This window comes from Pseudoclavibacter sp. CFCC 13611 (genome assembly GCF_008831225.1).
Taxonomy (GTDB): domain Bacteria; phylum Actinomycetota; class Actinomycetes; order Actinomycetales; family Microbacteriaceae; genus Pseudoclavibacter_A.
The window spans coordinates 882,912-909,502 of sequence record NZ_WBKE01000001.1 but is presented as its reverse complement, the minus strand read 5'-3'; the positions used below and the strand labels follow the sequence as shown (position 1 = coordinate 909,502).

At 67.5% G+C, this 26,591-nt stretch carries 19 protein-coding genes; 10 read left to right on the top strand and 9 right to left on the bottom strand.

What is annotated here, in order from left to right:
- Positions 1–5: 5 nt before the first annotated feature.
- Both F8O08_RS03975 and F8O08_RS03970 read right to left on the bottom strand, forming a co-directional pair.
- Entirely contained in the window at positions 6–962 is a 957-nt protein-coding gene (locus tag F8O08_RS03975) for an exopolyphosphatase (RefSeq protein WP_158042594.1), read from the bottom strand.
- Positions 959–2,167 (bottom strand): glycosyltransferase, encoded by a 1,209-nt coding sequence (locus tag F8O08_RS03970; protein WP_158042593.1) that lies wholly within the window; start codon positions 2,165–2,167, stop codon positions 959–961. The genes F8O08_RS03975 and F8O08_RS03970 overlap by 4 nt, the downstream gene beginning before the upstream one ends.
- Before the next feature lie 172 nt (positions 2,168–2,339).
- Here F8O08_RS03970 and F8O08_RS03965 point away from each other — a divergent pair, with 172 nt between their 5' ends.
- The 6 genes from F8O08_RS03965 to F8O08_RS03940 all read left to right on the top strand — a co-directional run bounded on the left by F8O08_RS03965 (position 2,340) and on the right by F8O08_RS03940 (position 11,430).
- Complete coding sequence (locus F8O08_RS03965; protein ID WP_225733557.1) at positions 2,340–5,147, top strand: ATP-dependent Clp protease ATP-binding subunit; 2,808 nt, start codon at positions 2,340–2,342, stop codon at positions 5,145–5,147.
- A gap of 10 nt (positions 5,148–5,157) precedes the next feature.
- The gene (locus F8O08_RS03960; RefSeq protein ID WP_158037682.1) at positions 5,158–6,012 is read left to right on the top strand and encodes an aldo/keto reductase; all 855 of its coding nucleotides are present in this window, start codon (positions 5,158–5,160) and stop codon (positions 6,010–6,012) included.
- Between the two features lie 89 nt (positions 6,013–6,101).
- The gene (locus tag F8O08_RS03955) at positions 6,102–6,821 is read left to right on the top strand and encodes a DUF6226 family protein (protein ID WP_158042592.1); all 720 of its coding nucleotides are present in this window, start codon (positions 6,102–6,104) and stop codon (positions 6,819–6,821) included.
- A 43-nt stretch (positions 6,822–6,864) separates the two neighbouring features.
- Positions 6,865–7,206: a DUF6504 family protein gene (locus F8O08_RS03950; protein ID WP_158037680.1), complete on the top strand. Its 342-nt coding sequence runs from the start codon at positions 6,865–6,867 to the stop codon at positions 7,204–7,206.
- A 5-nt stretch (positions 7,207–7,211) separates the two neighbouring features.
- Positions 7,212–10,574, top strand: a complete 3,363-nt coding sequence (gene dnaE, locus F8O08_RS03945; RefSeq protein ID WP_158042591.1) for a DNA polymerase III subunit alpha — start codon at positions 7,212–7,214, stop codon at positions 10,572–10,574.
- 10 nt (positions 10,575–10,584) lie between these two features.
- The gene (locus tag F8O08_RS03940; RefSeq protein WP_158042590.1) at positions 10,585–11,430 is read left to right on the top strand and encodes a GTP pyrophosphokinase family protein; all 846 of its coding nucleotides are present in this window, start codon (positions 10,585–10,587) and stop codon (positions 11,428–11,430) included.
- An 81-nt stretch (positions 11,431–11,511) separates the two neighbouring features.
- Here the strand turns inward: F8O08_RS03940 and F8O08_RS03935 are convergent, their stop codons facing one another.
- The 7 genes from F8O08_RS03935 to F8O08_RS03905 all read right to left on the bottom strand — a co-directional run bounded on the left by F8O08_RS03935 (position 11,512) and on the right by F8O08_RS03905 (position 21,965).
- Complete coding sequence (locus F8O08_RS03935) at positions 11,512–12,300, bottom strand: isocitrate lyase/PEP mutase family protein (RefSeq protein WP_158037677.1); 789 nt, start codon at positions 12,298–12,300, stop codon at positions 11,512–11,514.
- A 176-nt stretch (positions 12,301–12,476) separates the two neighbouring features.
- Positions 12,477–13,259 carry a CE1759 family FMN reductase gene (locus tag F8O08_RS03930; RefSeq protein WP_225733556.1) on the bottom strand — a complete coding sequence of 261 codons (783 nt, stop codon included), beginning with the start codon at positions 13,257–13,259 and terminating at the stop codon, positions 12,477–12,479.
- Between the two features lie 24 nt (positions 13,260–13,283).
- Positions 13,284–13,826 (bottom strand): MarR family winged helix-turn-helix transcriptional regulator, encoded by a 543-nt coding sequence (locus F8O08_RS03925; RefSeq protein ID WP_225733392.1) that lies wholly within the window; start codon positions 13,824–13,826, stop codon positions 13,284–13,286.
- Positions 13,813–14,982, bottom strand: coding sequence for an LLM class flavin-dependent oxidoreductase (locus F8O08_RS03920; RefSeq protein ID WP_158037676.1), 1,170 nt, complete (start codon positions 14,980–14,982; stop codon positions 13,813–13,815). The genes F8O08_RS03925 and F8O08_RS03920 overlap by 14 nt, the downstream gene beginning before the upstream one ends.
- Before the next feature lie 217 nt (positions 14,983–15,199).
- Complete coding sequence (locus tag F8O08_RS03915) at positions 15,200–16,357, bottom strand: polysaccharide deacetylase family protein (protein ID WP_158042589.1); 1,158 nt, start codon at positions 16,355–16,357, stop codon at positions 15,200–15,202.
- 104 nt (positions 16,358–16,461) lie between these two features.
- A complete protein-coding gene (locus F8O08_RS03910) occupies positions 16,462–17,253 on the bottom strand; it encodes a DNA-formamidopyrimidine glycosylase family protein (protein WP_158037675.1) in 792 nt (263 codons plus the stop codon).
- Complete coding sequence (locus F8O08_RS03905; protein WP_158042588.1) at positions 17,253–21,965, bottom strand: ATP-dependent helicase; 4,713 nt, start codon at positions 21,963–21,965, stop codon at positions 17,253–17,255. The genes F8O08_RS03910 and F8O08_RS03905 overlap by 1 nt, the downstream gene beginning before the upstream one ends.
- 131 nt (positions 21,966–22,096) lie before the next feature.
- On the opposite strand from F8O08_RS03905, the gene F8O08_RS03900 reads away from it, so the two are divergent.
- The 4 genes from F8O08_RS03900 (at position 22,097) to F8O08_RS03885 (ending at position 26,542) form a co-directional block, all read left to right on the top strand.
- Positions 22,097–23,572, top strand: a complete 1,476-nt coding sequence (locus F8O08_RS03900; RefSeq protein ID WP_158042587.1) for a basic amino acid/polyamine antiporter — start codon at positions 22,097–22,099, stop codon at positions 23,570–23,572.
- Between the two features lie 67 nt (positions 23,573–23,639).
- Positions 23,640–24,929, top strand: a complete 1,290-nt coding sequence (locus tag F8O08_RS03895; RefSeq protein WP_158042586.1) for an arginine deiminase — start codon at positions 23,640–23,642, stop codon at positions 24,927–24,929.
- Between the two features lie 114 nt (positions 24,930–25,043).
- Positions 25,044–25,637, top strand: a complete 594-nt coding sequence (locus F8O08_RS03890; protein ID WP_192497706.1) for a TetR/AcrR family transcriptional regulator — start codon at positions 25,044–25,046, stop codon at positions 25,635–25,637.
- Positions 25,634–26,542 carry a HEAT repeat domain-containing protein gene (locus F8O08_RS03885; protein ID WP_158037670.1) on the top strand — a complete coding sequence of 303 codons (909 nt, stop codon included), beginning with the start codon at positions 25,634–25,636 and terminating at the stop codon, positions 26,540–26,542. The genes F8O08_RS03890 and F8O08_RS03885 overlap by 4 nt, the downstream gene beginning before the upstream one ends.
- The last annotated feature ends 49 nt before the right edge of the window (positions 26,543–26,591 follow it).

The window sequence follows — 26,591 nt, the reverse complement described above, 5'->3', positions numbered from 1 at the left end:
GCTGCTCATCGCCGATCTCGGCCGCCTGCCAGCAACGTCTCAGCGGCGCCGTCGAGGATGTCATGCTCGCTGTAGACGGCGTGGTCGCAGTGCGAGCGGGCGGCGATGCGCGCGCTCACCCGTGACCAGATCACCGCGGCTGCGGAGACCAGGTCAGCGCGTGTGCGGTCGACGCCCATCTCGGCAAGCGCATGCGGATCGGCGGCGATCAGACGGGTGCAGGCGGCCTGCAGCGCGTCGAGACTCCAGCATCCGCCCGACAGTTCGCCGAAGCGCTCGGCACGCACGCCGGCGGTCACCGCTGCGATCACGCCGACCGAGTCAGAGACGCCGATGACCCGCTCGACGCCGGCCAGCGACACATGGGCCTCGGCTTCGTCGAGGGCGCAGTCGACGTCGGCGACCATCGCCGCGTGCTGTGCCGCCGACATCGGCCGGTGCGCATCGAGGTGTCGCTCGGTGAGGCGCACGCCGCCCACGTTCATCGACCATGCCGCGATCGGTCGGCCGTTGCGTCCGACGACGAGCTCGGTCGAGCCGCCGCCGAGGTCGACGACCAGCGTCATGGGCTGTGCCGGCATTCCGGTGAGTGCTCCGGCGTACGAGAGGTCGGCCTCTTCGACACCGCTGATGATCTCGGGTCGTACGCCGAGAGTCGATTCGACGACGTCGCGCAGCAGTGTCGCGTCATGCACGTCGCGGCTCGCCGACGTCGCCACGAAGCGCAGCCGGTCGTCTGCGACGCCGAGACGCGTCAGATCGCGGCGGTAGTCTGCCAAGGCGACGCCAAGGCGGTCGAGCGCCGCCGGTGCGAAGGCATGCGTGCGGTCGACGCCCTCGCCGAGACGGATCGTGCGTGTGCGGCGCACGAGCTCCCGCGTCGGTGCGGGCCCCTCGATCACGAGCAGGCGCACGGTGTTCGTGCCGCAGTCGATGGCGGCGACGCGTTCGCGAGCGGTCATACCGGCTGCACCGTCGAGCGCGTCATCCGACGCTGCTGACAGTAGATCTGCACGAGCCGTCGGGCGCTCTTCGCCCAGCTGCGCTGCAGAGCGAGTGCGCGGCCTGCATGCCCCATGCGCTCGCGCAGCTCGGCGTCGTCGAGCAGCCGGGTCAGCGCGCGCGCCCAGGTCTCGGGCGAGCGATCGCGCATGAGCAGACCGGTCTCGCCGTCGTGCACCGCCTCGGGAAGGCCGCCCGTGGCCATCGCGATCACCGGCACCCCGCTTGCGGCTGCCTCGAGTGCGACCAGGCCGTAGGTCTCAGAGTGCGACGGAACCAGGAACACCGAGGCACCGCGCATCAGATCGGCCAGCTCGGCGTGCGACATCGCGCCGTCGAAGTGCACCCGGTCGCCGATGCCCGCGTCGGCGGCCTGTCGGCGCAGAGCCGTCAGACAGCCGCCGTCCTGGCTGCTCGGCCCGCCCGCGATGCGCAGATCAGGGCGCAGCGAGTCGTCAGTCGACGCAATCGTGGCGACGGCGAGGTCGAGCCCTTTGAGCGGCTCGATGCGGGCTGCGGCGGCGACGTATCTCGGAACGGCGGCCTCTCCCGGGTGGAAGCACCGAGCATCCACACCGGGAGACACCACGTGCACCCGCGATGGCTCGCCGCCCAGCCGCTCGACCACGGTGCGCTGCTCGGCATGACTGACCGTGATCACCGCATCGGCCTCGCGTGCGAGAGTGCGCTCTGCCGAGAGACGCCCGGGCGCCTCGGGAGGCTCGCCGTTGTCGAGTGCGGTGTCGGCGTCTGCCGCGATGCTGTGAAAGCTCTGCAGCAGCGCAGCGCCGCATTCCCGAGCGACGGGCAGGGCCGCCAGACCGGAGTACCAGTGATGCGCGTGGATCACGTCGTAGTCGCCGAGTGCCCGCAGCTGCCCGGCGAAGGCGTCGATGTACGCCTCATGCTCGGCTTTGGGCAGCGGATGCTCGGGCCCGGCCGTGATCGTGCGCAGCATGAGTCTGGGGGCGAGCTCGATGGCGTCGGGCTGCTCGGGAGCGCTGCGGCGTGTGATCACATCGACCTGGTGACCGAGCGCGGCCAGTTCGGCCGCAAGGTGCTGGATCACGATGTTCATGCCGCCGACGTCGCCCGTGCCGGGGTCGCCATAGGGATTCGTGTGCAGCGAGATCATGGCGATGCGCAGCGGGCTGGCGGAGGGCATGCCGTTCAGTTTAAGGCATGGCGCTCGTGATGCCGCGAACGGAAGCGACGCAGGGGAATACCTGCGACACCCGGACGTTAGGTTGAGCGTACGGCACTCAACTTTGAGGGTGGCGACGTCTGAACGACTGTCAGATCGGTATCGCCCTCGCAGACACCGACGAGGAGGTACTGTGCCAGAGAACAACCCCCAGAACGGGAGCGAACGCGAACCGAGCGGGCAGGGATCATTCGACGAGTTTCTCGCACGCTACCTGAACGCACAGCAGGCACGGCAGCAGGCTGCCGAAGGCCAGCGCACCATCGACATCAGCAGGTTTCTGACCCAGCGCACACAGCAGGCTCTGGCCGAGGCCGGATCGTACGCGGTCAGAAGAGGTCAGACCGAGGTCGACGCCCTGCACATGCTGCGCGTGCTCGCCGAGAACGCCCCAGTGCACGACGTGCTCACCCGCATGGGCGTGAGCGTTCAGCAGCTCGCTCACGAGGTCGAAGCTCGGCTGCCCGTCGCTCGTGACGGCGCGACCGTCACCGAGGCCCCCGACGTCACGCCCTCGCTGCAGCGCGCCCTCTTCCATGCCTTCCAGGTCGCCCGCGCCTCGGGTTCGACCTATGTCGATCTGGAGCATCTCTTCTTCGCACTCGTGCTCGCACAGGATGCGCCTTCCGCACAGATCCTGGCAGGGTTCGGCGTGACCGCGCAGTCGCTGATCGATTCGATGCGGCAGTCTGCCCGGCAGCCCGATGACGTGGCACCCGTCGACGACGCTGCGGCTGCGAACTCCGGCTCATCGGAGGCGGACGCAGGCGGCGATGCGGAGCAGACTGATGCATCCGCCACATCGCAGACCCCGATGCTCGATCGCTTCGGCACCGATCTGACGGCACAGGCACGCGACGGCCGACTCGATCCGGTGATCGGTCGTGCCGACGAGATCGAGCAGACCGTCGAGATCCTCTCGCGCCGCACCAAGAACAACCCCGTGCTCGTCGGCGAGGCCGGCGTCGGCAAGACCGCCGTCGTCGAGGGCCTCGCGCAGGCGATCGTCGACGACGAGGTTCCGCACGCGATCGCCGGGCGTCGCCTGGTCTCTCTCGACCTGGCGTCGATGGTGGCCGGCACGCGCTTTCGCGGCGACTTCGAAGAGCGCCTGACCAAGCTGCTCGACGAGATCACCGCGCATCGCGATGAGCTCATCGTCTTCATCGACGAGCTGCACACGGTCGTCGGTGCCGGCGGCAGCGGCATGGGCGACGGCCTCGACGCGGCCAACATGCTCAAGCCAAGGCTGGCTCGAGGCGAGCTGCATATGATCGGCGCGACCACGCTCGACGAATATCGCAGGATCGAGAAGGATCCCGCCTTGGAGCGCCGGTTCCAGCCGGTCGCCGTCGACGAGCCGTCGGAGGACGTCGCCGTGCGCATTCTGCACGGCGTCGCGCCCGCCTTCGCCGAGCATCACGACGTGCGGTACACGGATGCCGCGCTCGACGCCGCCGTGCGTCTGTCGGCCCGATACCTGCCCGACCGTCGTCTGCCCGACAAAGCGATCGACCTGATCGACCAGGCCGGGGCCAGGCTGCGTCTGCGGCTCGGCGATCGCATCGACACGCAGGCGCTGATGCGCCAGCTCATGGAGTTGGAGGCCGAGAAGAACGCCGCAGCGTCGACCGAGCAGTATGAGCAGGCCGGACAGATTCGTGACCGCATCGAACAGGTGCAGGCGGCTCTTGACGCGGCGAGCGCGCACAATGCCCGCATCGAGCATCAGCATGCCGCGACGACGAGTTCGGCGCCGGCACCCACCGAGGCCGTAGTCGACGAGCGACAGATCGCCGAGGTGGTCGCGCGCCGCACAGGTGTTCCCGTCGATCGCATCAGCGAGGGCGAGCGCACACGGCTCGCGCACCTCGAGAGCGAACTGCACGAGCGCGTGATCGGTCAGCATGACGCGGTCGCCGCGGTGGCTCGGGCCGTGCGTCGTGGCCGCACCGGTCTGGGCGACCCGAACCGGCCCGTGGGCAGCTTTCTGTTCCTCGGCCCGACCGGGGTCGGCAAGACCGAGCTGGCCAAGACGCTCGCGGCCAGTCTGTTCGGCGACGAGCACGCGCTGCTGCGCTTCGACATGTCGGAGTTCGGCGAGAAGCACACCGCAGCGCGGCTGGTGGGCGCTCCCCCGGGCTACGTCGGCTATGACGAGGCCGGCGAGCTCACCGAGGCCGTGCGGCGCAGGCCGTACTCGGTGCTGCTGCTCGACGAGATCGAGAAGGCGCACCCCGACGTGTTCAACCTGTTGCTGCAGGTGCTCGACGACGGGCGGCTGACCGACGGCCAGGGGCGCACCGTCGACTTTCGCAACACCGTGGTCATCATGACCTCGAACATCGGCTCCGAGTTTCTGGCCTCACGGTCGGGAGCGCTCGGCTTCGTCGCGAACACCGGCGACGACACGACGGGCTTCGGTTCGGAGCGGGCGCTGCGCGATCGGGTGATGGGCCGGCTGCGTGAGGCGATGCGACCGGAGTTCCTCAACCGCATCGACGAGATCGTGCTGTTCCGTCGTCTCTCGCGTGAGCAGGTGAGGCTGATCGCACGCACCATGATCGCGGCGACGGCCGAGCGGCTGGCCGACCAGGGCATCCGCCTGCAGATCAGCGACCAGGCGGTCGACTGGCTCGCCGAACACGGCTTCGAGCCCGAGTACGGGGCTCGTCCGCTGCGCCGCACGGTACAGCGCGAGGTCGACGATCGCATCGCCGACCTGCTGGTCTCGGAGGCGAGCGGCACGGTGGTGACAGTCGATCTGGCGTCTGCAGAGACGACGGCGGATGCCGACGCGGCAGGCGCTTCGGCCGACGCCCGTCTGCAAGTGCGCTTCGAAGACGCAGACGACCACACGGGTCGTGCGGGTTCGGCATCGGTCGAGACCAACGCGGCCGGCGTGCATGAGGAGGTGGCAGGAGACGAGGCCGCGGCCTAAGGTCGTTGGCATGAGCACTTCCCCCGAGAACACGCAGACCTCGCACACCCTGAACGACGGCACCACCCTGCCGGCGATCGGTTTCGGCACCTACCGCCTGAACGGGCGTGCGGGTGCCGAAACGGTCGCCCAGGCGATCGACAACGGCTACCGCCTGATCGACACCGCTTTCAACTATGAGAACGAGGGCGCGGTCGGCGCCGGGGTGCGCCTCAGCAGCGTGCCGCGTGACGAGATCGTCGTCACTTCGAAGCTGCCCGGCCGCCACCATGCGTTCGACCAGGCCGTTCCCACGATCGAAGAGTCGGTCTATCGCACCGGTCTCGATCATCTCGATCTGCTGCTGATCCACTGGCCGAACCCGCTGACCGACCGCTACGTCGAGGCATGGCAGGCGCTGATCGAGGCGCGCGAGCGCGGGCTGACGCGTCGCATCGGCGTGAGCAACTTTCTGCCCGAGCACCTCGAACGTCTCGAGCGCGAGACCGGTGTGCTGCCGAGCGTGAACCAGATCGAGCTGCACCCGAGATTTCCGCAGCACGAGGCGGTGCGCTGGAACACAGAGCACGGCATCGTCACCGAGGCGTGGAGTCCGCTCGGCCGAGCCAGCGAGATTCTGCAGAACGAGACGCTTGAGCAGATCGCTCACGCGCACGAGCGCACCGTGGCTCAGGTCGTCCTGCGGTGGCACCTGCAGAACGGCGTGGTCCCGATTCCGAAGGCGACGCACTCTGATCGGCAGATCAGCAACCTCGATGTGTTCGACTTCGACCTGAGCGACGAGGATCTCGCCGCGATCGACGGGCTGGCTCGCGAAGACGGTCGACTCAACGGTCAGGATCCCGCCACATACGAGGAGTTCTGAACTCTCGCGATTTGAGAGGAATCGAGCCCGCCTGACGGATGCGGGCGCTGAAGCTGTTGCGGCCGGCGGAAAAACGGAAGAATGGCCCTATGTTCCGGCTCTCACGCTCTGACCGCACCGCGGCGTCACCAGCCGTCGGTCTCAGCGTCTTCAGCGACCCGGATCGATTCGCTCCGCTGCACACGGTGGCGACAGAGCTCATCGAGCATTTGACGTCGGTCTACGACGTGCGTCGTGAAGACGGATTCGCGGTCACCGCCGAACTGCTGAACGCACCGACCGCAGCCGAGACCGTGCGAGCGGTGCGGCTGACACCGAATGACGACGCCTGCGCACCGATGGTGATCGTCCTCACGGACTTCCCAGGTGTTCGGGTATACGCCGGCGCGCTTTTCGACGAGTTCTATCCCTCGTGCGGGTGCGACGCCTGCGCCGAGACGTGGGAGGGCTGCGCAGACGAGCTCAGGTGGCAGACGCTCGCAATCGCAGAGGGCGGCCTCGCCGAGAACGTGAGCGAACCGCGTCGCGCCAGATGGAGCTTCAGCCTGAGTCGCGGCATCGAGAAAGGTATGGGCCAGACTGTCTCCTGGCAGCTTCGCGCTGCTGACGGGTCAGCCGAGAGCAGTCAGCAGTCTCGTGCAGAAGACGTTCCTGACGATCTGCTGGCACGAGCCCGCACCCGACTTGACGTGCTCGGTGCGGCCAGCCCGAACGGCCGGTGGATGCCATGGCCGAGGCGTGATCGGCGCGCGCAGGCGTACGACCATCAGTCGTCGTTGCCGATGTCGGAGGGCACCTCTACGCTGTGATCATTCGAACATATGTTCGAACCAGTGAGCACAGCAGGAGGCCATGATGCCACGCAAGATCGATGAGGCGATCACCGTCGAGCTCTCGCACGAGGGCGAGCCGCGCAGTTTCGTCTGGCGCCGTTTCGAGTACGAGATCGTCGGGGTGCCGCAGAGCTTCTTTCACCGAAGGCGCTGGTGGTGTGCGCCCCAGTCCTCCCCCGCTGCGAGCGCGGTGAGCGCTCATCCGACGACGAGCGCAGCGGCAACAGCCTGCGCACCCCGCCAGCGCGTCGATCAGGAGCTCTGGCGCGTCGATGCCTCGTGCACGGGCGACGACTTTCACACCTACGACCTGCTGCGCCTGCCTGACGACGGCTGGCGACTCCAGCTCGTCTGGGAGTGACCGGCATGCCTCCGTTCACACACCTGCACGTGCATTCGGGCTTCTCCACGCACTACGGCTGCACCACCCCGAGACGCCTCGCCGAGCTGGCGTCGAGCGCCGACGCCGAACGTCTCGCCCTCACCGACCGAGACGGGGTCTATGGTGCGGTGGCCCATGTGCAGGCCTGCCGAGATGCGGCGCTCGCGCCGATCCTGGGCGCAGATCTCGCCGTGCATGGCAGTCTGGCCGAACCGCTTGGCCGTGTCGTGCTGCTCGCCCATGGCGCAGTCGGCCGCAGCGACTCCACGCAGTGGGCACAGGCCGGGCATGGCCAAGGCTATGCCGCGCTGTGCCGCATGGTGACCGCTGCACACGATCCCGGCCCGAGAGCGCGCCGTTCTTCGGCCCCTTCGCTCAGCCGTGACGCGCTCAGCGAGCTGCTGCGCGAACGGCCGCACCTGAGCGTGCTGCTCGGCCCGTCCAGCGACGTCGGCCGACTGGTCGAGGCGCGCCGGCTGCCCGAGGCTCGTGCGGCGCTGCGCGCCTGGTGCCGACTGGTGCCGCGCGAGCTGCTGGCCGTCGAGGTGGTGTGCTGGCTGGCCGAGCCGGGACAGCCCGGCAGCGTCACACCGGCCACACGGATGCTCTCGCTGGCCGAGGCGCATGGGCTCACGGCCGTGCTCACCAATCAGGTTCGATACGGCGAGCCAGATGAGGCAGCCACTGCAGACATCTCAGACTCTGCGCGTACGCTGCTGCCGCTCGACGACCTCGACCGCGACCGTCGCCTCACCGCCACCGGACAGGCCTGGCTGAAGCCGGCCTCCGCCATGCGGCGCATTGCCCGCATGGTCGTCGACGTGAGCGACCACACGACCACCGCGACAGATCTGCTCGCCGCCACCGAGCGTCTCGCCGAACGGTGCACGCTCGACCCCGAAGTCGATCTCGGCTGGGGGCATCCGCGCATGCCAGAGGCCGGTGTGATCGGAATCGAAGGAGACCCGATGCGCGCGCTGACCATGCGCGCCAGAGCTGCTGTCCCCGATCGGTACGCCCAGGCAGACCCCGCCCGCCTGCAAGCGGTGCACGATCGTCTCGATCATGAGCTCGCCGACATCGAGACGTTGGGGTTCGCCCCGTACTTTCTGACCGTCGCCAAAGTCGTCGACCTGATTCGCGAGATGGGGGTGCGGGTGCAGGCCCGTGGGTCTGGGGTCGGCTCGATGCTGAATTATCTGCTGCGCATCTCAGGCGTCGAACCACTCGACAACGGGCTGCTCTGGGAACGTTTTCTCTCGCCCGAGCGCCGCACGCTGCCCGACATCGATCTCGACGTCGAGTCTGCCCGGCGCCATGACGTCTACCGGCGCATCTTCGCCGAGTTCGGCGACCAGCGGGTGACGCTGATGTCGATGACGAACACCTATCGCTCCCGTGGCGCGGTGCGCGATGCCGGGCTCGCTCTGGGTATCGAGGCCGAGCGCATCGACGCGATCGCCAAAGAACTGTGGAGGTTCAGCGCCGGCGGCTTTCGGCGGGCGCTGGCCGAGAAGCCCGAACTCGCTGACTTCGCCGAGCAGGTGCGCACCAGCCCGCAGCTTGATCTGCTCGTCGACGCCACCGAGCGTCTCGACGCACTGCCGAGACACATCTCCATGCATCCCTGCGGGGTCATTGTCTCCGATCTCTCGCTGCTCGACCGCACCCCGGTTCAGCCCTCGGGCATCGGGCTGCCCATGTCGCAGTTCGACAAGCACAGTGTCGACCCGATGGGGCTCATCAAGCTCGACGTGCTCGGCGTGCGAATGCAGTCAGCGATGGCCTATGCGGTGAGCGAGGTGAACCGGCTGCACGAGACGCCGCTCGATCTCGACGCCCTGCCGCTCGACGACCCGGCGACCTTCGAGACGATTCGCTCGACGCACACCTTGGGCATCTTCCAGATCGAGTCACCAGGGCAGATGGAGCTGGTCGGCAAGCTGCAGCCCGAGCAGTTCAACGACCTCACTGTCGACATCAGCCTGTTCCGGCCCGGCCCGATGAAGAACAACATGCCGCTGCAGTATCTGCAGGCTCGTCACGGCGAAGTGTCTCCGGCGGTCATTCACCCGCGCATCGATCCGATTCTGCGAGAGACGATGGGAGTCGTGGTCTTCCACGAGCAGGTGATGCGTCTGCTCGACGAGCTCACCGGCTGCGGTCTGGCGAAGGCCGATGTGCTCCGCCGCGCAATGGCCGACGATCAGCAGCTCGACCAGATCGAGCAGATGGTCTTTCGCAATGCGTCGCTGCGAGGCATCCCGTCGTCGGTGACCGATCGTTGCTGGCGGATGCTGCGGGGATTCGCCAGCTTCGGCTTCGCGAAGGCGCATGGTGCGGCCTTCGCCCTGCCCACCTATCAGTCCGCCTGGCTGAAGACCCATCATCCGGCCGAGTTCCTCGCCGGTCTGCTGACCCACGACCCGGGCATGTGGCCCAAAGACCTGCTGCTCTCCGAGGCACGTCGCCTGGGCGTCCCGCTGCTGCCGCTCGACGTGCAGCGTTCCGGGCTCGACTACCGGGTCGAGCGGCTGCCCGACCGCCAGGCCCCGAGTCTGGGCATCCGGGTGTCGGTGGCCGAGCTGGTCGGCAGCACTCGAGCCGAGCAGGAGCGACTGGTCGCGCATCAGCCTTTTGCGAATCTGCAGGACTTTCGCGATCGCGTGCGCCCTCGTCGCAGCACGTTCGAGGCACTGGCCAGAGTCGGCGCGCTCGACGCGTTCATCGGGCATGATCCCAGACGACGGCATGAGTTGCTCGCTCTGATCAGGTCGATCACCGCCACACCCATACGCATTCCGCCTCGGCAGCTGGCCTTCGACCTTGATCTGCCGACCATTCATCATGCAGCGGCGCCCGTGACCGACCTGCACGCGCGCACCCAGACCGATCTTGAGATCGAGCATCTCGGCATCGGCGTCGAGCACCACGTGGTCTCACGCTTCCACCCGCTGTTCCGGCGTTTGGGCGTGACCCCGGCGCGTGATCTCGTCGGCCTGCCCGGTGGCAGCGAGGTGCTGGTAGCCGGGGTGCGCCGTGCGACGAACACTCCTCCGATGCGCGGAGGCCGCCGAGTGGTGTTCGTCTCACTCGACGACGGCACCGGGGTGAGCAACATCGTCTTCTTCGCTGAGGCCCAAGAGCGCATCCGCAGCGGAGTCTTTCGCACCCAATTGATGCTCGTACGAGGAGTCACCCGCCGCAGCGGAGCAAGAGGCATCAGCGTCACGGGGTCGATGGCGTGGAATCTCGTCGACGTGCAGGCGCAGCAGCAGACCGACGACCGGGGCTCAAGAACCCTGCAGCAGCGCGATCCACAGTCTCTGCTGAGAACGGCAGGCTAACGTGTATCTCATGACCGCTGACTACGAGCTCGTACCTCGCATCGCCACCCAGGATCTGACGCTGCTGGGCGACGACGACGTCGCTCACTGGCGTCATCTCAGAAAGCAGTTCACCGGCTTTCTGCTGCAGTACAAGTTCGCCATCGACGAGGTGCTCACCAAAGTGAACATCCTTCGTGACGAGTTCGCCCACCTGCACAGCGAGAACCCGATCGAGCACGTGAAGTCCCGGCTCAAATCGCCAGAGAGTCTGCTCGACAAAATCGAGCGCAAAGGCATCGCTCCCGACTTCGACTCCATTCGCGCCGAGATCACCGACATCGCCGGCGTGCGCATCACGTGCAGCTTCGTCTCTGACATCGAACAGATCTACCGCGCTCTGCTGCGCCAAGACGACCTCACCGTGATCCAGGTCAAAGACTATGTGCATCAGCCCAAGCCCAACGGCTACCGAAGCCTGCATATGATCGTCTCGGTGCCGGTGTTCCTCTCGTCAGGCACGGTGCCGGTGACCGTCGAGATTCAGATCCGCACCATCGCAATGGACTTCTGGGCATCGCTCGAGCACAAGATCTACTACAAATACCGCCACGACGTTCCCGAACAGATCGAGCGGCAGCTGCACGAGTCAGCCCAGCAGGCCACGGCCCTCGACGAGCTCATGGCCGACCTGCACCAGCAGGTGCACGATCTCGACGATGCAGAGACGATCGACGACGACCTCGATCTGTTCCACTCGCATCCGCGAGACAGCCACACGGCGACCAACACCGAGGCCCCCGGCCTGCCGCTGCGCAGCCATCTCATCAGCCGTCTCGCAGACCTGCGCCAGAGGTACGGCCGCGACGCCACGTGAGCCTCACCCGAGACTCGCCTGCCTGACCCTGCTCGGCATCGTGGCGCCGCAGAAGCCCTGCCGCCACACGCTCAGGCGCGGTCAGTTGAGTTCGGGGGTGTCTTCTGGGATCACGCCATCGTCATAGAGGCTGTTGCCCAGATCACGCAGTGCGCGCAGCGCATGCCGCTGCGTCATCGGCCCGTACGAGATGCGTGCCACACCCAGCTGTTCGTATTCCCGGGCACTCAGCGCACCTGGCAGCCCGATGACGCTGAGGCGGCCTTCTCCGATGCCGTCCACCAGCCGCTCGGTCGTCTCACGGTCGAGCACACCGGGCACGAAGACCAACGCCGCTCCGGCGTCGAGGTAGGCCCGGCCGCGTGAGATCGCATCGTCGATCACGACATCGATCGGTCGTTCACCGCCGAGCACGAACGCGTCGGTTCGTGCGTTCAGCTGAAAGTCGACTCCCGCGCTCTCCCCCGCGGCGACCACACGACGCACCGTCTCTGCTGATTCGTCCACGGGTCGCAGCCGATCTTCGATATTGGCCCCCACCACGCCGATGTCGATGGCACGACGAACCGTCTCTGCGGCATCACCATGCCCGTCGTCGAGATCTGCGCTGACGGGCAGGTCGGTCGCGGCCACGATACGGGCCGTCGCAGCGAGCAGCAGGTCGAGCGGAATCTCACCGTCAGAGAAACCATGACTGGCCGCGATGGAGTGCCCCGCTGTGGCCAGGGCCTGAGTGCCGGGCAGGTCTGAGACCACTTTGGCCGTGATCGCATCCCACACATTGACGACCCGCAGAATGCTCGGGTCACGATGCAGCGCCCTGAGCGTCTCGGCTCGGCGTGCGGTCTCGTCTCTCGTCGTCTCGCTCATGGTCTGCACCTCTCGTCCAGGCGGCCGATCCGGTTGAGTCAGCCGGTTGTGAGCCGACGTCTCGCCGTCGACTCATGTGCCACGAGGCTAGCCCCACCGATGTGCATCCTGACAGGGTGTCCTCTCTGCGCGAACACCGTATACAGCGAGCAGTCAGTCGACCGACCTGGCCGTGGTCACTGGCCGCCGGCGGCCAGCCGCATCATGTCCGAGTCGAAGTCGAGCCCGGCAGACGCGTCACTCGCCGCACCTGCATCGGGGTCTCTTGCCTTCTCGGCCGCCGCCTGCTCGGCGACCGATCCGAACTCGTGCTGATAGTGCTGCCAGGCGCCGCCGGTGATCGCACGCGCGACGTCGCTGGCCAGCAGTGCGACCAGTTCGTTGGCCGCACGGTCGAGTCTGCCGCCGAGGCTCGCCGAGCCCCAATCCTCTGACGTGCTGAACACCGAGGTCGGAATCGTCAGCGCGCGGAAGAACGCCATCGTCGAGCGCAGCTGCTCGTCGACCACGAGTGCGTGCCGTGCGGTGCCGGCCGTGGCCAGCAGCGCGGTCGGCTTCGCCAGCAGCAGATCGTGATCGAGAATGTCGAGAAAGCTCTTGAGCAGCCCGCTCACGCCCGCTTTGTAGATCGGCGTCGCGACCACGATCGCGTCTGCTGCGGCCAGGTGATCGATCGCCTGTGCGATCTCGGCGCTCTGCAGGCCGCTGATCATCGTCTGCACGATCTGCTGAGCCATCGGTCGCAGCTCCACCTGACGCACCTCGACGGCCACTTGCGCCGCCTCGGCACGCTGCAGCACACGCCGCACGAACTGATCGGCCAGCAGGTGCGTCGACGACGGCTGCGACACCCCTGCGCTGATCACCACGATCTTCCGTGTCTGATCGGCGACCGCGTCCTCGTGCCGACCCGTCGTTCTCATCTGCCCTGCATCGCTCTGCTCGCTCGTCTCGTCCACTGCAGTCACCTCACTCGCCTCGACTCATCTCTCATCGTCTTCGTCGACCGATCGAATCAGCCGCCGCGTCAGATCGCGCAGCTGCTCCAGCTCCGCGTCGCTCAGCGCCGCACTCAGGCGTTCGGCCACCAGCCGCCCATGTCTCCGGCCGACCGCCCGCTGCACGCGGCGGCCCTCCTCGGTCAGCGTGACGCAGACCCGCCGGCTGTCGTCCGGCATCCGCTGCCGACTCACCAGACCACGACCGACCAGACGGTCGACGAGACGTGAGAGCGTCGGCTGTGTGAGCATCACGCTGGCGTTCAGCCTGCCCATGCTGAGCCCGTGCGGCTGCTTCGCGAGGGTGTAGAGCACGTCGTATTCGTTCAGCGACGCCTGCTGCCAGATGTCGTCGGCCTCGAAGACGCGCAACAGCCGGCCCTGTGCGCGGAACAGCGCCTCCCACGCCTCGTTCGCGATGCGCGCCGACCCGTGCGCTGTGCTTCGGCCGTCATCTCGACTGTCGGTGGATGCCCCGGCGTCGGCCATCACATCGGCGCCGGTCGCGAGCGGCTCAGCGGCGCGCATCTTCGGTGTCCAGGTAGGGCGAGCCGCCGGTGACGTTGTCGCCGCGGTTGGCGTTCGGGCGAGGCTGGCGCGGTTCGGCGTCGCCGTACTTCGCCCGCACCAGCGAGGCGTGCGTCGGGGCATCAGGCACGTCGGGCGCCCGACGTGCGGCCAGCTCGCGCCGCAGGACCGGCACGACCTCGCTGCCCAACAGCTCGATCTGGTCGAGCACCGTCGTCAGGGGCAGGCCGGCGTGATCCATCAGGAACATCTGCCGCTGGTAGTCGCCGAACGACTCCCGGAAGGTGAGCGTCTTGTCGATGACCTCCTGCGGGCTGCCCACGCTGAGCGGCGTCTGGCGGGTGAAGTCCTCCATCGTCGGCCCGTTGCCGTAGACCGGCGCATTGTCGAAGTACGGGCGGAATTCGCGCACGGCGTCCTGCGAGCGCTTCGCGATGTAGGCCTGCCCGCCGAGGCCGACGATCGCCTGGGCCGCCGTGCCGTGCCCGTAGTGCTCGAAGCGCTGCCGGTACATGCGGATCAGCCGCATGTAGTGCTCTTTGGGCCAGAAGATGTTGTTGGCGAAGAAGCCGTCACCGTAGTAGGCCGCCTGCTCGGCGATCTCAGGTGTGCGGATCGAGCCGTGCCAGACGAAGGGCGGCACGTCGTCGAGCGGTCGCGGCGTCGAGGTGAATCCCTGCAGCGGCGTGCGGTACCTGCCCTGCCAGTCGACGACGTCCTCTCGCCACAGCCTGTGCAGCAGGTTGTAGTTTTCGAGGGCCATCGGCAGCGACTCGCGAATGTCTTTGCCGAACCAGGGGTAGACCGGCGCGGTGTTGCCGCGTCCGAGCATCAGATCCATGCGTCCGTCTGAGAGATGCTGCAGCATGGCGTACTCTTCGGCCAGTCGCACCGGATCGTTCGTGGTGATCAGCGTGGTCGACGTGCTCAGCACGATGCGCTCGGTCTGTGCGGCGATGCTGGCGAGCAGCGTGGTCGGCGCCGACGAGAAGAACGGCGGGTTGTGGTGCTCGCCGATGGCGAAGACGTCCATGCCGACCTCTTCGGTCTTCTTCGCAATGGCGACCGCCGCTTTGATGCGCTGCGCCTCGCTGGGAGTCTCACCGCTGACCGGGTCGCGAGTGATGTCGCTGACCGAGAAGATTCCGAACTGCATGACTGCCGCCTCTCATCGTGTGGCCGAGGGATGCCGCGGTGCAGCAGCGATCTCGGTGATCGGTGCGGCATGTCTGGGTGGCATGTCTCGGGGTATCTGCTTGGTGCCATTCTACTTGTATCAGCAACCTATGCAAGTGAATAGATATTCCCGGCGAAAGCAGGTGCCGATCCTCGGTTGCAGATGCACGCGTGCGTCACTCCGACCGGCACAGGCATCACTGGGCCAGCACCGCCTTCACGGTCGCGAGCTTCATGCCGTAGTCGATGCGCACACGCGGCAGCGCGAGCTTGTCACTGCCCTGGTGCACCGTTCCCCCGGCGACGGTGACTGCGAGATCGAATCCTGCCTGCCGTACACCCTGCTCGGCGACGGCATTGTGATGGCCGAACGGATAGGCGATGACCTCCTTCGCACCGAGGATGTCGGCCGAGGTCTGCAGATCCTGTGCCACGGCTTGAGCCGACTCGTTCACCATGCGACCCTTGCCGTTCGCCCCGGCACGGTGCATATCGTGCGTGTGCGAGCGCTGCAGCACGAAGCGGTTCGGCGTCGCCTCGGTGCGCGCGCTCGTGATCACGAACGACGTCGCCAGAACCTGATACCGCTCGACGATCGGCGCGGCGAGTTCGAGCCACGATGAGTCTGCGTCGTCATCGGTGACGATCACCGACTTGCGCGGCAGCGCCAGACGCCCGTCGATGAACGCCTCGAGCTCATCCCAGGTCGGCAGGTAGTACTCGTTCTCGGCGATATAGCGGATGTGATCCTCGAAGTCTCCGATGTACGCATAGTTCAGGCGCAGCCAACCGCGCTCCCCCTCCGGCTTCGCCGTGAACTGGTGATACATCAGAATCGGCACCCGCACGTCGGCCGCACGCACCGCATCCGGCGTCTGCCACGCCGCATGCAGCGTGCGCTCGCCGTCAGCGCAGTCGACCAGATGCGCTCCGTTGATTCGGGCGCGCTGATCGGCGGATGCGGCGCTCGCGGCATCTGCATACCAGCCGGCGAACACCCAGCCGGTTCGATCCGGCACCGGCAGATCACGATAGAGCTCGCCGGCGACCTCGGTGACCACAGGCTCCTGCACATCGTCGCCGACGAATGAGATCTCGCAGCGATCGGCACCAGCAGCGCTGCTGCCCCGTGTCGCCGCCGAGTTCGGCGCATCATCTCCATCAGCTCTGGCGCCCCCAGACACGCCTCCCTGGGCCAGCGACGAAGGCTCCGAGCCGACGCTCGGAATCAGTGCGCCCACGACGAGGAGCACCGCAGTGAGCGTGACGAGAGCCGCCGTCAGCAGACGGATCTCGGCGAGACGATGCCGACCTCGGGCATGTCGGTACTGTCTGCGACGCTGCACCTCGCCCATTCTGATTCCCCTCCTCCCGAATGCCGCCGTGCAGCCGGGCCGCCCCAAGTCTGCCTGAGACCAGCGCGAAATGGTAGCAACCGGCTCGGCGGCCGACGGCCCGGTCAGCCCCGACTCGGCTGACAGCTCGGGCACCAGTACACATCGCGCAGGCGCGTCGCATCGGCACCGAGACGGTCGAAGCGGATCTCCTCGCCGCATCGGCGACAGGGCAGGCCGGCGCGAAAGCAGACATAGAGTCGTTCGCCGCGCCGGCGGTTGCCCGTCGTCGTGCGTTCGACGCGGTCGCGGTTCGCACGGATCATCCGTGCACCGAGGCGCAGCACAGCCATGGCGTCCACCTGATTCGCCGGGGTGTGCGGGTCGACGCCACGCAGAAAGCAGATCTCATTGCCGTACTCGTTGCCGAACCCGGCGACGTTGCGCTGATCGAGCAGAGCGACGTGCACCGGGCGCACATCGGCTGACAGCCTCTCGGCGGCGACCTCGAGGCCGCCGTGATCCCACTGCCGCTTCAGCGGGTCGGGCCCGAGATGGTCGATCAGCAGGTGCTCTTCGGCGCGCGGCACGACGCGAACCTCGGCGAGTTCGAAGCCGACCGTCACGATCGTCTCAGTGGCCAGCACGGCTCGTGCCTGATAGCCGGGCGAGCGCCAGCGCTGTCCGGGCCGGTATCGATCCCAACGCCCCTCCATGCGCAGATGCGAATGCAGCGTGTAGTCGCCGATGTGATGCAGGATGTGCTTGCCGTAGCAGGTCACACGGTCGACCCGGCACCCGGCCAGATCGACCGTCGCCGCCCGCGGCACCCGCACATCGAACCGGGTGAGCGTCTGCCCGTGCAGCGCCTCGTCGAGCGCACGTGCGGTGCGGTAGACAGTGTCTCCTTCTGGCATCAGCGCACCCGCCTGCGCAGTATCAGGCCCCGTGGCGTCTCTTCGAACCCGGCGTCGATCAGCGGTCGCCGCCAGGCCGAGCCGCCGACGGGCTCGCCGTCGATCTTCAGCACGGTGAACGTCGCCAGGTGTCGGCTCTGCACGGTTTCGACCAGGGAGCGTGCTGCGGACTCGCGGCGCGTCTGTCGCTGCGCCGGGTCGTCGGCCGAGGCCGCTTCTGCTGAGGCGAACGAGACGGCGGTGCGACCGCCCCGCTCAAGGTAGAGCACAGGCTCGCCGTCGACGATGGTGACCAGCGCGCCAGGGTTGCGCTTCGGGCGCCCCGAGTCTGCCGATTCCGCTTCTGGCCAGGGCAGTGCCGCCCCGAACGGGTTCGCCGGATCGGTCGCCGACAGCGTCAGCGCCTGCCCCGATGACGAGACGTGCAGATCTGCGAACTCCCGCAGTCGATCGACGGTGCCCGATGCCGCGAACTGGGCTCCGCCGAGGCCGTCGATCAGGTAGCCGCGACGGCAGTAGCCGCCGCGCTCGAACTCGGCAAGCAGCTGATACACCTGGGCGAAGCCGCCCGGAAATCCCTCGGCCATGACAGACCCGCGCGTCACCACCCCGTAGCGATCGAGCAGCAGCCCCGCCTGCGCCGAGAGACGCTCTGCCCGCTCGGCGGTGCTGTGCGGCACCAGCGCCCAGCGCCCGGCCAGTCTCGGTTCGGTCGCAGCGGCGTGTGCGGCTCCGGTGCGCATGCTCGAATCGCCCCCTCCGACGGTCTGGTCGTGGGCTCTGGCCTCGCGCACGCGCGCGAACGCGCCCCGGCGGATGCTGCGGCCGGCACTCGGGCGAGTGCGCGTCTTCTGCGCGGCATGGGTTCCGCTGACCGTCGCCCGCAGCGGACCGAGACTGTCGGTCGTGATCGCCCCGGACCATGCGAGCTCCCAGACAGCGGCGGTCAGCTGCTCGGTCGAGAATTGTGCACCCCGTGCGATCAGACGCTCACGCAGTTGGTGGGCGAAGAGCGCGCCGTCGTCGCCGAGCACGTCGGCGATCAGCTGTGACAGCGCCGATGGCTTCTCGCTGCCGTCGGAGTCATCGGAGGTCTGCCGCGTGAGATCGAGGGTGTCGGCCAGATGCAGGCTGACGCGCCCGTCATGACCCGGCAGCTCGCCCTCCCCCACCCACAGCACCTGACCGGAGGCGATCAGCTCGTCGAGCATCGCGGGTGTGTAGTCGGCGACACGCTGCGGCAGCACCATCGTCTCAAGCGTCGAGGCAGCCAACGGCAGACCGGCGAGCTGTTCGATCACCGAGAGCAGACCGTCGAGACCTCGCTGCTGGTTCGAGCAGCCCTGCCAGTCGCTCAGGAACATCGCGAAGGCGTGCTGCGGCACCGGTTCGATGCTGCCGCGCAGCTTCGCCAGGCTGCGCGACCGCAGCCGACGCAGCACGTCGCGATGCACCCACTCGACGTCGTCATCGAGGTCGGCGGCGGCCGCGTGCTGCGGGCGGAATCGGCCGCGCAGGAGCAGCCCTTCGACGACGAGACGCTCCAGAGCACCCCGCACCACCGCCGTGCCCAGCCCGAAATGCGTGGCCACCGCTGGTGCGGTGAACGGTCCGTTGGTGGCGGCCCACCGCACGACCAGTTCGCGTAGCGGATCAGAGACAGGCTTCGTATGGGCATCGGCGACGCCGACCGGCAGCGCTGTGCCCAGTGCGTCGCGCAGCAGGCCGGCGTCTTCGACAGCTGCCCAGACCTCGGCGCCGGCGATGCGCACACGGATCACCCGTCGCGCATTCTCGAGTTCGCCCAACAGCTCGGCTGCCGCAGGCGACGCCTCTGCGAGGCGGGCGTGCACCTCTGCCGTGCTCAGCGGCCCGAGCATCCGCAGCAGGTCGGCGACGCCCTCGACACCGTGCACACGGAAGGCGGGAGCTGTTCGCTGCAGCTCGGCCTCGACGTCGGTCACCGCCTCGGGGTCGAGCAGTTCGCGCAGCTCCACCTCGCCCAACAGCTCGCGCAGCAGCTGCGGGTCGACCGTCAGCGCAGCGATGCGGCGCTCGCCCAGGGGCTGATCGCCCTCGTACATGAACTCGCCGACATAGCCGAAGAGCATCGACCTCGCGAAGGGCGAAGGCAGCTCGCAGGCGACCTCGCGCAGACGCACGCGACGCGAGTCGACACGCTGCATCAGGCCGACGAGCGCGTCGATGTCATAGACGTCTTGCAGACACTCGCGCACAGTCTCGAGCACGATCGGAAACTGCGGATGCCGTGCGGCGATCTCGAGCAGTCGGGCCGAACGCTGACGCTGCTGCCACAGCGGTGATCGGCTGCCGGGTTTGGACGCCCCGAGCAGCAGCGCTCTCGCGGCGCACTCGCGAAAGCGAGCTGCGAAGAGCGCCGACCCGCTCACCTCGGCGGTGACGATCGAGCGGATCTCGTCGGGGTCGAACACGAAGAGCTCCGCCCCCGGCGGCGTGCTCTCGGTGTCAGGGATGCGAACGATGATGCCGTCGTTGCTCGCGATGGCGCTGCCTTCGATGCCGAGCTGCTCTCTCACCCGTGCGGTGACGGCCAGCGCCCACGGTGCATGCACCGCCTGGCCATAGGGAGATTCGAGCACCAGTCGCCAGTCGCCCACGTCGTCGCGGGTGCGTTCGACCGTGAGCGCCCGATCAGTCGGCACCATACCGGTCGCCTCGCGCTGTTCGGCCAGATAGGCCAGCGCGTTCTGCACCGCTCGTCGATCGAGCCCGGCTCGCTGCAGCCGTTCGGCGGCTCCATCGTCTTCGAGCCCGCGCAGCATCTCGCCGAGAGCCTCTCCGAGTTCGGCCGGCCGAGCGGCGCTGTCACCGCGCCAGAACGGCATGCGACCTGGCTGCCCGAAAGCGGGCACGACGTTGACGCGGTCATGCGTGATCTCGCGAATGCGCCACGAGGTCGTGCCCAGTGTGAAGACGTCGCCGACACGCGACTCATAGACCATCTCTTCGTCGAGCTCGCCCACTCTGGTGCCGCCGCCCTCGTCGCCGGTCACCGCCACGACCCGGAACAGTCCGCGATCGGGAATCGTTCCCCCGCTGGTGATCGCCAGCCGTTTGGCGCCTGGTCGCGCTTCGAGCGTCTGGGCGTCACGATCCCACAGCACGCGCGGGCGCAGCTCTGCGAACTCGCTGGACGGATACCGCCCGGAGAGCAGGTCAAGAGTGGCCACGTATGCGCTGCGCGGCAGCGACGCGAACGGCGCCGCACGTCGCACGGTCTCGAACCAGGCTTCGACGTCAAGCGTCTCGACCGAGGCCGCGGCCACCGTCTGCTGAGCGAGCACGTCGAGCGGGTTCGCCGGCATGTGCAGGTGTTCGATCTCGCCGGCGAGCATACGCTCGGTGACGATGGCGGTCTCAAGCAGCTGCTGGCGATGCGTCGGATAGAACACCGCACGCGAGATGCCGTCGACCTGGTGCCCCGCTCGTCCGACCCGTTGGAGTCCGCTGGCCACTGACGGCGGGGCGTCGATCTGCACGACGAGGTCGACGAGCCCCATGTCGATGCCGAGTTCGAGGCTCGACGTGGCCACCACGCAGCGCAGCCGCCCGCTCTTGAGCGCCTCTTCGACTTCGGCTCGCTGGTCTTTCGAAACCGACCCGTGATGCACCCGTGCCAGCGGTTCGACCTCGTCATCGGCGCTCTGCAGCTGGGCGTCCAGCTCGTTGAGCCGGGCGGTGACACGCTCGGCGAGCCGTCGGGAGTTGGCGAACACGATCGCCGAGCGCACGCTCCGGATGCGTTTCAGCAGTGACGCCTCGATCGCCGGCCACATCGACCCCACTCTGTGCTCGCCGTCGTCGTTCGCAACGGCGTCGGGGCCGCTCGAAGCGGCTCCCTCGCCCCGGTCGCCGGCCGGCGCCACGCTTTCGGGCATCGGCGGGTTCGACATATCGTCGACAGGCACCTCGACCGTCAGATCGAATCGCCGACGGCGGTCGGGCGCAACCACCTGCACCGGCCGCGGGCCGCCCAGGAATCTTGCGACGGCATCGATCGGACGCACCGTCGCGCTCAGGCCGATGCGCTGCGGCGACGTCTCGAGCAGCCCCTCGAGACGTTCGAGTGAGAGTGCGAGATGCGCACCACGTTTGTCGTCGGCGAGCGCATGGATCTCATCGACGATGACCGTGTGCACTGTGCGCAGCGTCTCGGCCGCCTTGCTGGTGAGCATCAGATAGAGCGACTCAGGCGTGGTGATCAGCACATCGGGCGGGTGTGTCACGAGACGGCGCCGCTCTTTGGGCGTCGTGTCGCCCGAGCGCACGCCGACCGTGATCGGCGGCAGTGTCTCACCCAGACGCTCGGCGGCCTGGCCGATGCCGATCAGAGGTGCGCGCAGGTTTCGCTCGACGTCGACGCCCAGCGCCTTCATGGGTGAGACATAGAGAATGCGCACGCCTGGCGCCGCTGCGGTTGCGAACTCAGGCGGGTCGGCATCGGCACGGGCAGATCGGCGCTCGCGCACGAGCCGGTCGATCGACCAGAGAAACGCCGCGAGCGTCTTACCCGACCCGGTCGGCGCCACGACCAGTGTGTGCCTGCCTCGTTCGATCGCCTGCCAGGCCCCCACCTGAGCATCGGTCGGCGCCGCGAAGGCCGAGTCGAACCAGGCTCGGGTGGGCTCGGAGAACGGCGCGACTGCCCCGATCTGTGCGTCCGATGTCATGCAGTCATCCTAGGTGCGACCGCTGACACGGTGTGGCGACGGCTGTCCGCCTGAATTGACCAGTTGCTCAATGTAAGGTGAAACCGACGCCGAACAGGCGGTTCAGCCGATCAGTGCGACAGGAGTGCAGCATGCACGCGACAGAGAACGGGTCACCGCAGGCCGGTGTGGCGCAGAAGCCCGCGTCAGGCACCGGCACCAAAGTCACCGTCGCCACCCTGACCATGATGGTCATCGGCTCGATGGTCGGTGCAGGCGTGTTCTCTCTGCCACGTCGGTTCGCCCAAGAGACGGGTGTGCTCGGCGCACTGATCGCCTGGGTCGTCGCCGGCTTCGGCATGCTCATGCTCGCCTTCGTGTTCCAGCGGCTGGCGAACCGCAAACCCGCACTCGACGCCGGGGTGTACGCCTACGCGAAGGCCGGGTTCGGCCAGTTCGTCGGCTTCTTCTCGGCGATCGGATACTGGGCAAGCGCATGCGTGGGCAACGTGACGTACTGGGTGCTCATCATGTCGACGCTCGGCGCGCTGTGGCCGGCGCTCGGCGCGGGCGACACCTGGGTGGCGATCCTGCTCAGCTCGATCGGGCTCTGGCTGTTCTTCCTGCTCATCAAACAGAGCGTCAAAGAGGCGACCGCCATCAACCGCATCGTCACGATCGCGAAGCTGGTTCCCATCATCGTGTTCGTGCTGATCGCGATCTTCTGCTTTCACCCCGACGTGTTCGTCGACAACCTGATGGGTGCTGACTACGCCGGCTCGCTCATGACCCAGGTGCGTGACACCATGCTGGTGACGGTGTTCGTCTTCATGGGCGTCGAAAGCGCCAGCGTCTACTCCCGCCACGCGCAGAAGCGCGAACACGTCGGGCGCGCCACGGTGCTCGGCTTCCTCAGCGTCTTCGCCATCTTCGCCTCGGTGACCGTCGTCTCGTACGGCATCCTGCCGATGGGCGAGATCGCCGCGCTGCGACAGCCGTCGATGGCCGGAGTGCTCGAAGCCGCGGTCGGTCAGTGGGGCACGGTCTTCGTCAGCATCGGACTGATCGTCTCTGTGCTCGGAGCCTACCTGGCCTGGAGCCTGATGGCCGCCGAGGTGCTCTTCGTCGCGGCCAAAGACAGAGATCTCCCCAAGTTCCTCGCCAAACAGACCGGCGACGACGTTCCCGTCAACGCCCTGCTGCTGAGCACCCTGCTCGCCCAGGTGGTGCTCGTGATCACCTACTTCTCTGAGGAGGCCTTCGACTTCGCCCTGGACCTGACTGCGGCGCTGTCGCTCATCCCGTACTTCCTGGCCGCGGCCTACGCACTGAAGCTCGTGGTCACACGAGAGACGTATCTGCACGAGCAGCCGCGCCGTCTTGCCGCCGATGCGGTGATCGCCGTGCTCGCTGTCGTCTACACGCTGTTCCTGATCTACGCGGCGGGCCTGCAGTTCCTCCTCATCTCGATGATCTTCTATGCGCCGGCCACGATCCTCTTCGCGATCACCAGACGAGAGCAGCATCGACGCGTCTTCTCGACCGGCGAGCTCGTGCTCTTCGCGGTCGTGGCCATCGGAGCGATCGTCGGCGTCGTCGGCCTGGCGCAGGGGCTGATCCAGCTCTGACGCAGCGACCTGGCAGGCCCCTTCTCGTTCCATCCGATCCACGCAACTTCTGAAAGGAACCGACATCATGACAGACTCATCAGAGGGCGCCGCACAGACTGCGGTCGGCAGCGGCCGCTCCGAAGCATACGGAGTGCACTCCGAGGTCGGACGACTGCGCAAAGTGCTCGTCGCCGCACCGGGACTCGCCCACGAGAGGCTCACACCGTCCAACTCCGACGACCTGCTCTTCGACGACGTGCTCTGGGTCGAGAAGGCCCAGCGCGATCACCTCGATTTCAGGAACAAACTCGCGAATCGCGGCGTCGAGGTGGTCGAGCTGCACGAAGTGCTCGCCGAGACGATCGACGTGCCCGGCGCCCGTGCATGGCTGCTCGACCGGCTCGTGATCGCGAACACCGTCGGCATCGGTCTGGTCGCTGCGACCCGCGAGTTCCTCGACGAGCTCGACAGCGCATCCCTCGCCCGATACCTCATCGGCGGGCTCGGCCTGCACGACCTCCCCACCGATCTGCACCCCATGCTCGGAAGCCTCGCCCAGTACACCAAGGGCGCTCGCGAGTATCTGCTGCCGCCGCTGCCGAACACGCTGTTCACCCGCGACACCACCTGCTGGATCTACGGCGGCCTGACGCTCAATCCGCTCTACTGGCCGGCACGCCACGGCGAGACCCTGCTCATGAAGGCCATCTACCTCTTTCACCCCGACTTCGTCGGCTCGAAGGTCTGGTGGGGCGACCCCGAACAGGATTGGGCACAGGCGTCGCTCGAAGGCGGCGACGTCATGCCAGTGGGCAACGGCATCGTGCTGATCGGCATGAGCGAGCGCTCGTCACGGCAGGCCATCACGCAGGTGGCGAAGGCGCTCTTCGACGAAGGCGCGGCAACACAGGTGATCGTCGCAGGCATGCCGAAGCTGCGCGCCGCGATGCACCTCGACACCGTCTTCACCTTCGCTGATCGAGATCTCGCGACCGTGCACCCGGCGATCGTCGACGGCGTGCACACGTTCAGCATCCACCCGAGCGACAAAGCGCCCGGCTTAGAGATCGTCGACGAGGGCGACGCCCGTTTCACCGACGTCGTCGCACGAGGTCTGGGGCTGCCCAAGCTGCGTCTGGTCGAGACGGCGGGCGACTTCTACGCCTCAGAGCGTCAGCAGTGGGACAGCGGCAACAACGCCGTGGCCGTCGAGCCGGGTGTGGTCTTCACCTACGACCGCAACACCCAGACGAACGCGGCCCTGCGCAAGGCCGGCGTCGAGGTCATCACCATCGCCGGTGCCGAGCTCGGGCGCGGGCGCGGTGGGGGCCACTGCATGACGTGCCCCATCATCCGCGACGCCGTCGACTGGTGATCGCAGGCGTTCGGGCAGGAACACTACTTCAGGTGCTCCTGTCCGAACGCTCCACTCGCGGTATTGATCATCCGGTCAGCACTTGTGCGGGCGACGACGGCTATGGTGGAGGCCATGGTCGGTGTCAGGTTGTCCGAGTCCGAACGCCGTTCGGCCATCGTCCGTGCTGCCCACCGCATTGCGGTGCGCGACGGGCTCGCGATGGTCAGCGGGCGTTCCGTCGCCGCCGAGGCAGAGCTGTCGAGCGGGCTCGTCTACTTCTATTTCTCGACAAAGCTCGGTCTCTTGCACGCCCTGCTCCACGACGTCATCGGACGTGCTCTCGACGGGCCCGCCACAGACTATGGCGCCGACCTCGAACCGCACGAGGCGCTCCAGAGCATGGTCGCCAGCGAGATCCGCGATCTGAAGAGGCAGCGCGATGACATCGAGCTGCTCTTTCAGTTCTTCTTCGTGCGACGTGACGAAGAGTTCCGGTCAGAGGTCAATGCCGGGCTCCACGAGTACGGTCGGCGGCTGCAGCCGGTGATCGCGCGCTTCGCCGCGCTGCACGGCCTCGACTCCCGCAGCATCACCGATGCGACGCTCGCGGCGATCCAGGGTGCGGGAGTCGAGCTCGTGCGGCATCCGCAGGGCTACGACGCCGAGCGCATCATCGCCGGGCTGCGCGACATGCCGCAGTTCTCAGCGGAGGGCTGCTGCCGATGAGCGACGTCCAGGCCCTCCTCGCGACTCTGGCCGATCACGCCGCCCCGCCCGAATCCCGTCAGCGTGCGGCCTTGGAAGTCGGCCGTCTCGCCGATCCTGAGACTGCCCGTCTGCTGGTGCGGCTGCTCTGGGACGAGCCCGAGTTCTTCGTTCGAGAGTCGATCGTCTGGGCCCTCGTGCGCATGGGACGGGGCTTTCTGCCGCAGGCAGCCGCAAAGCTCACTGACAGCCGCGCGCCGGTTCGCGCCCAGGCCGTGCATCTGCTGAGCAAAGTCGGTGCGCCCGAGTACGCCGACGCGGTGCTGGCCCTCTTGGACGACCCGGATCCTGCAGTGGCCGTGAAGGCCCGGTGGATGCTGGCGCAGCTGCACGATCTTCGGCTGCTGCCCCGCCTGATGGCCGGTCTCGGCTCGCACGATCCTCGTGAGCGCGATATGGTCGACCAGCTCATCACCGGTTACGGTGCCGAGGCCACGCCACTGCTCACGACCGTGCTGCGCACCGGCCGTCCCGAACAGCGCGAACAGGCCGTCGAGGTGCTGACCTCCATCGGATCTCCCGATGCCGATGGGGCACTCCCCGATCTGCGCCGTCTGGCCGAACGCCCAGCCGAACTCACCGCAGCGGCAGATCCGGTTTCCGACGCCGACGTCGAGCTCGCCACTGCGGCACTCGTCACAGCCGCGCACCTGCACGGCCCGGCAGCCCAGCAGCTCTTGATCGATGTCTCACAGCGTGCGAAGCCGGCAGGGGAACGATCAGACACCCGCGCCGCCGATCAGGTCAGCGCGGTCGCACGGCACCTGCTGCAGCATCCGCCGAAGCCCACCCCAGCCGATCGGCTGCGCCGGCTTCGCGCCGCCAAACAGGCCGATCGTCGCGCGACCGACTCCGGGGAGGAGTGACGCAGAAGCGCGTCAGGCACAGACCGGATGCCCGCCATCGGGCACAATG

Excerpts from the sequence above, each read along its gene's own strand:
- F8O08_RS03905 (WP_158042588.1), bottom strand. The coding sequence starts at position 21,965 with ATGACATCGGACGCACAGATCGGGGCAGTCGCGCCGTTCTCCGAGCCC.
- F8O08_RS03890 (WP_192497706.1), top strand. The coding sequence starts at position 25,044 with ATGGTCGGTGTCAGGTTGTCCGAGTCCGAACGCCGTTCGGCCATCGTC.
- F8O08_RS03900 (WP_158042587.1), top strand. The coding sequence starts at position 22,097 with ATGCACGCGACAGAGAACGGGTCACCGCAGGCCGGTGTGGCGCAGAAG.
- F8O08_RS03895 (WP_158042586.1), top strand. The coding sequence starts at position 23,640 with ATGACAGACTCATCAGAGGGCGCCGCACAGACTGCGGTCGGCAGCGGC.
- F8O08_RS03960 (WP_158037682.1), top strand. The coding sequence starts at position 5,158 with ATGAGCACTTCCCCCGAGAACACGCAGACCTCGCACACCCTGAACGAC.
- dnaE (WP_158042591.1), top strand. The coding sequence starts at position 7,212 with ATGCCTCCGTTCACACACCTGCACGTGCATTCGGGCTTCTCCACGCAC.
- F8O08_RS03955 (WP_158042592.1), top strand. The coding sequence starts at position 6,102 with ATGTTCCGGCTCTCACGCTCTGACCGCACCGCGGCGTCACCAGCCGTC.
- F8O08_RS03885 (WP_158037670.1), top strand. The coding sequence starts at position 25,634 with ATGAGCGACGTCCAGGCCCTCCTCGCGACTCTGGCCGATCACGCCGCC.
- F8O08_RS03925 (WP_225733392.1), bottom strand. The coding sequence starts at position 13,826 with ATGCGCGCCGCTGAGCCGCTCGCGACCGGCGCCGATGTGATGGCCGAC.
- F8O08_RS03970 (WP_158042593.1), bottom strand. The coding sequence starts at position 2,167 with ATGCCCTCCGCCAGCCCGCTGCGCATCGCCATGATCTCGCTGCACACG.
- F8O08_RS03940 (WP_158042590.1), top strand. The coding sequence starts at position 10,585 with ATGACCGCTGACTACGAGCTCGTACCTCGCATCGCCACCCAGGATCTG.
- F8O08_RS03935 (WP_158037677.1), bottom strand. The coding sequence starts at position 12,300 with ATGAGCGAGACGACGAGAGACGAGACCGCACGCCGAGCCGAGACGCTC.
- F8O08_RS03975 (WP_158042594.1), bottom strand. The coding sequence starts at position 962 with ATGACCGCTCGCGAACGCGTCGCCGCCATCGACTGCGGCACGAACACC.
- F8O08_RS03950 (WP_158037680.1), top strand. The coding sequence starts at position 6,865 with ATGATGCCACGCAAGATCGATGAGGCGATCACCGTCGAGCTCTCGCAC.
- F8O08_RS03915 (WP_158042589.1), bottom strand. The coding sequence starts at position 16,357 with ATGGGCGAGGTGCAGCGTCGCAGACAGTACCGACATGCCCGAGGTCGG.
- F8O08_RS03920 (WP_158037676.1), bottom strand. The coding sequence starts at position 14,982 with ATGCAGTTCGGAATCTTCTCGGTCAGCGACATCACTCGCGACCCGGTC.
- F8O08_RS03910 (WP_158037675.1), bottom strand. The coding sequence starts at position 17,253 with ATGCCAGAAGGAGACACTGTCTACCGCACCGCACGTGCGCTCGACGAG.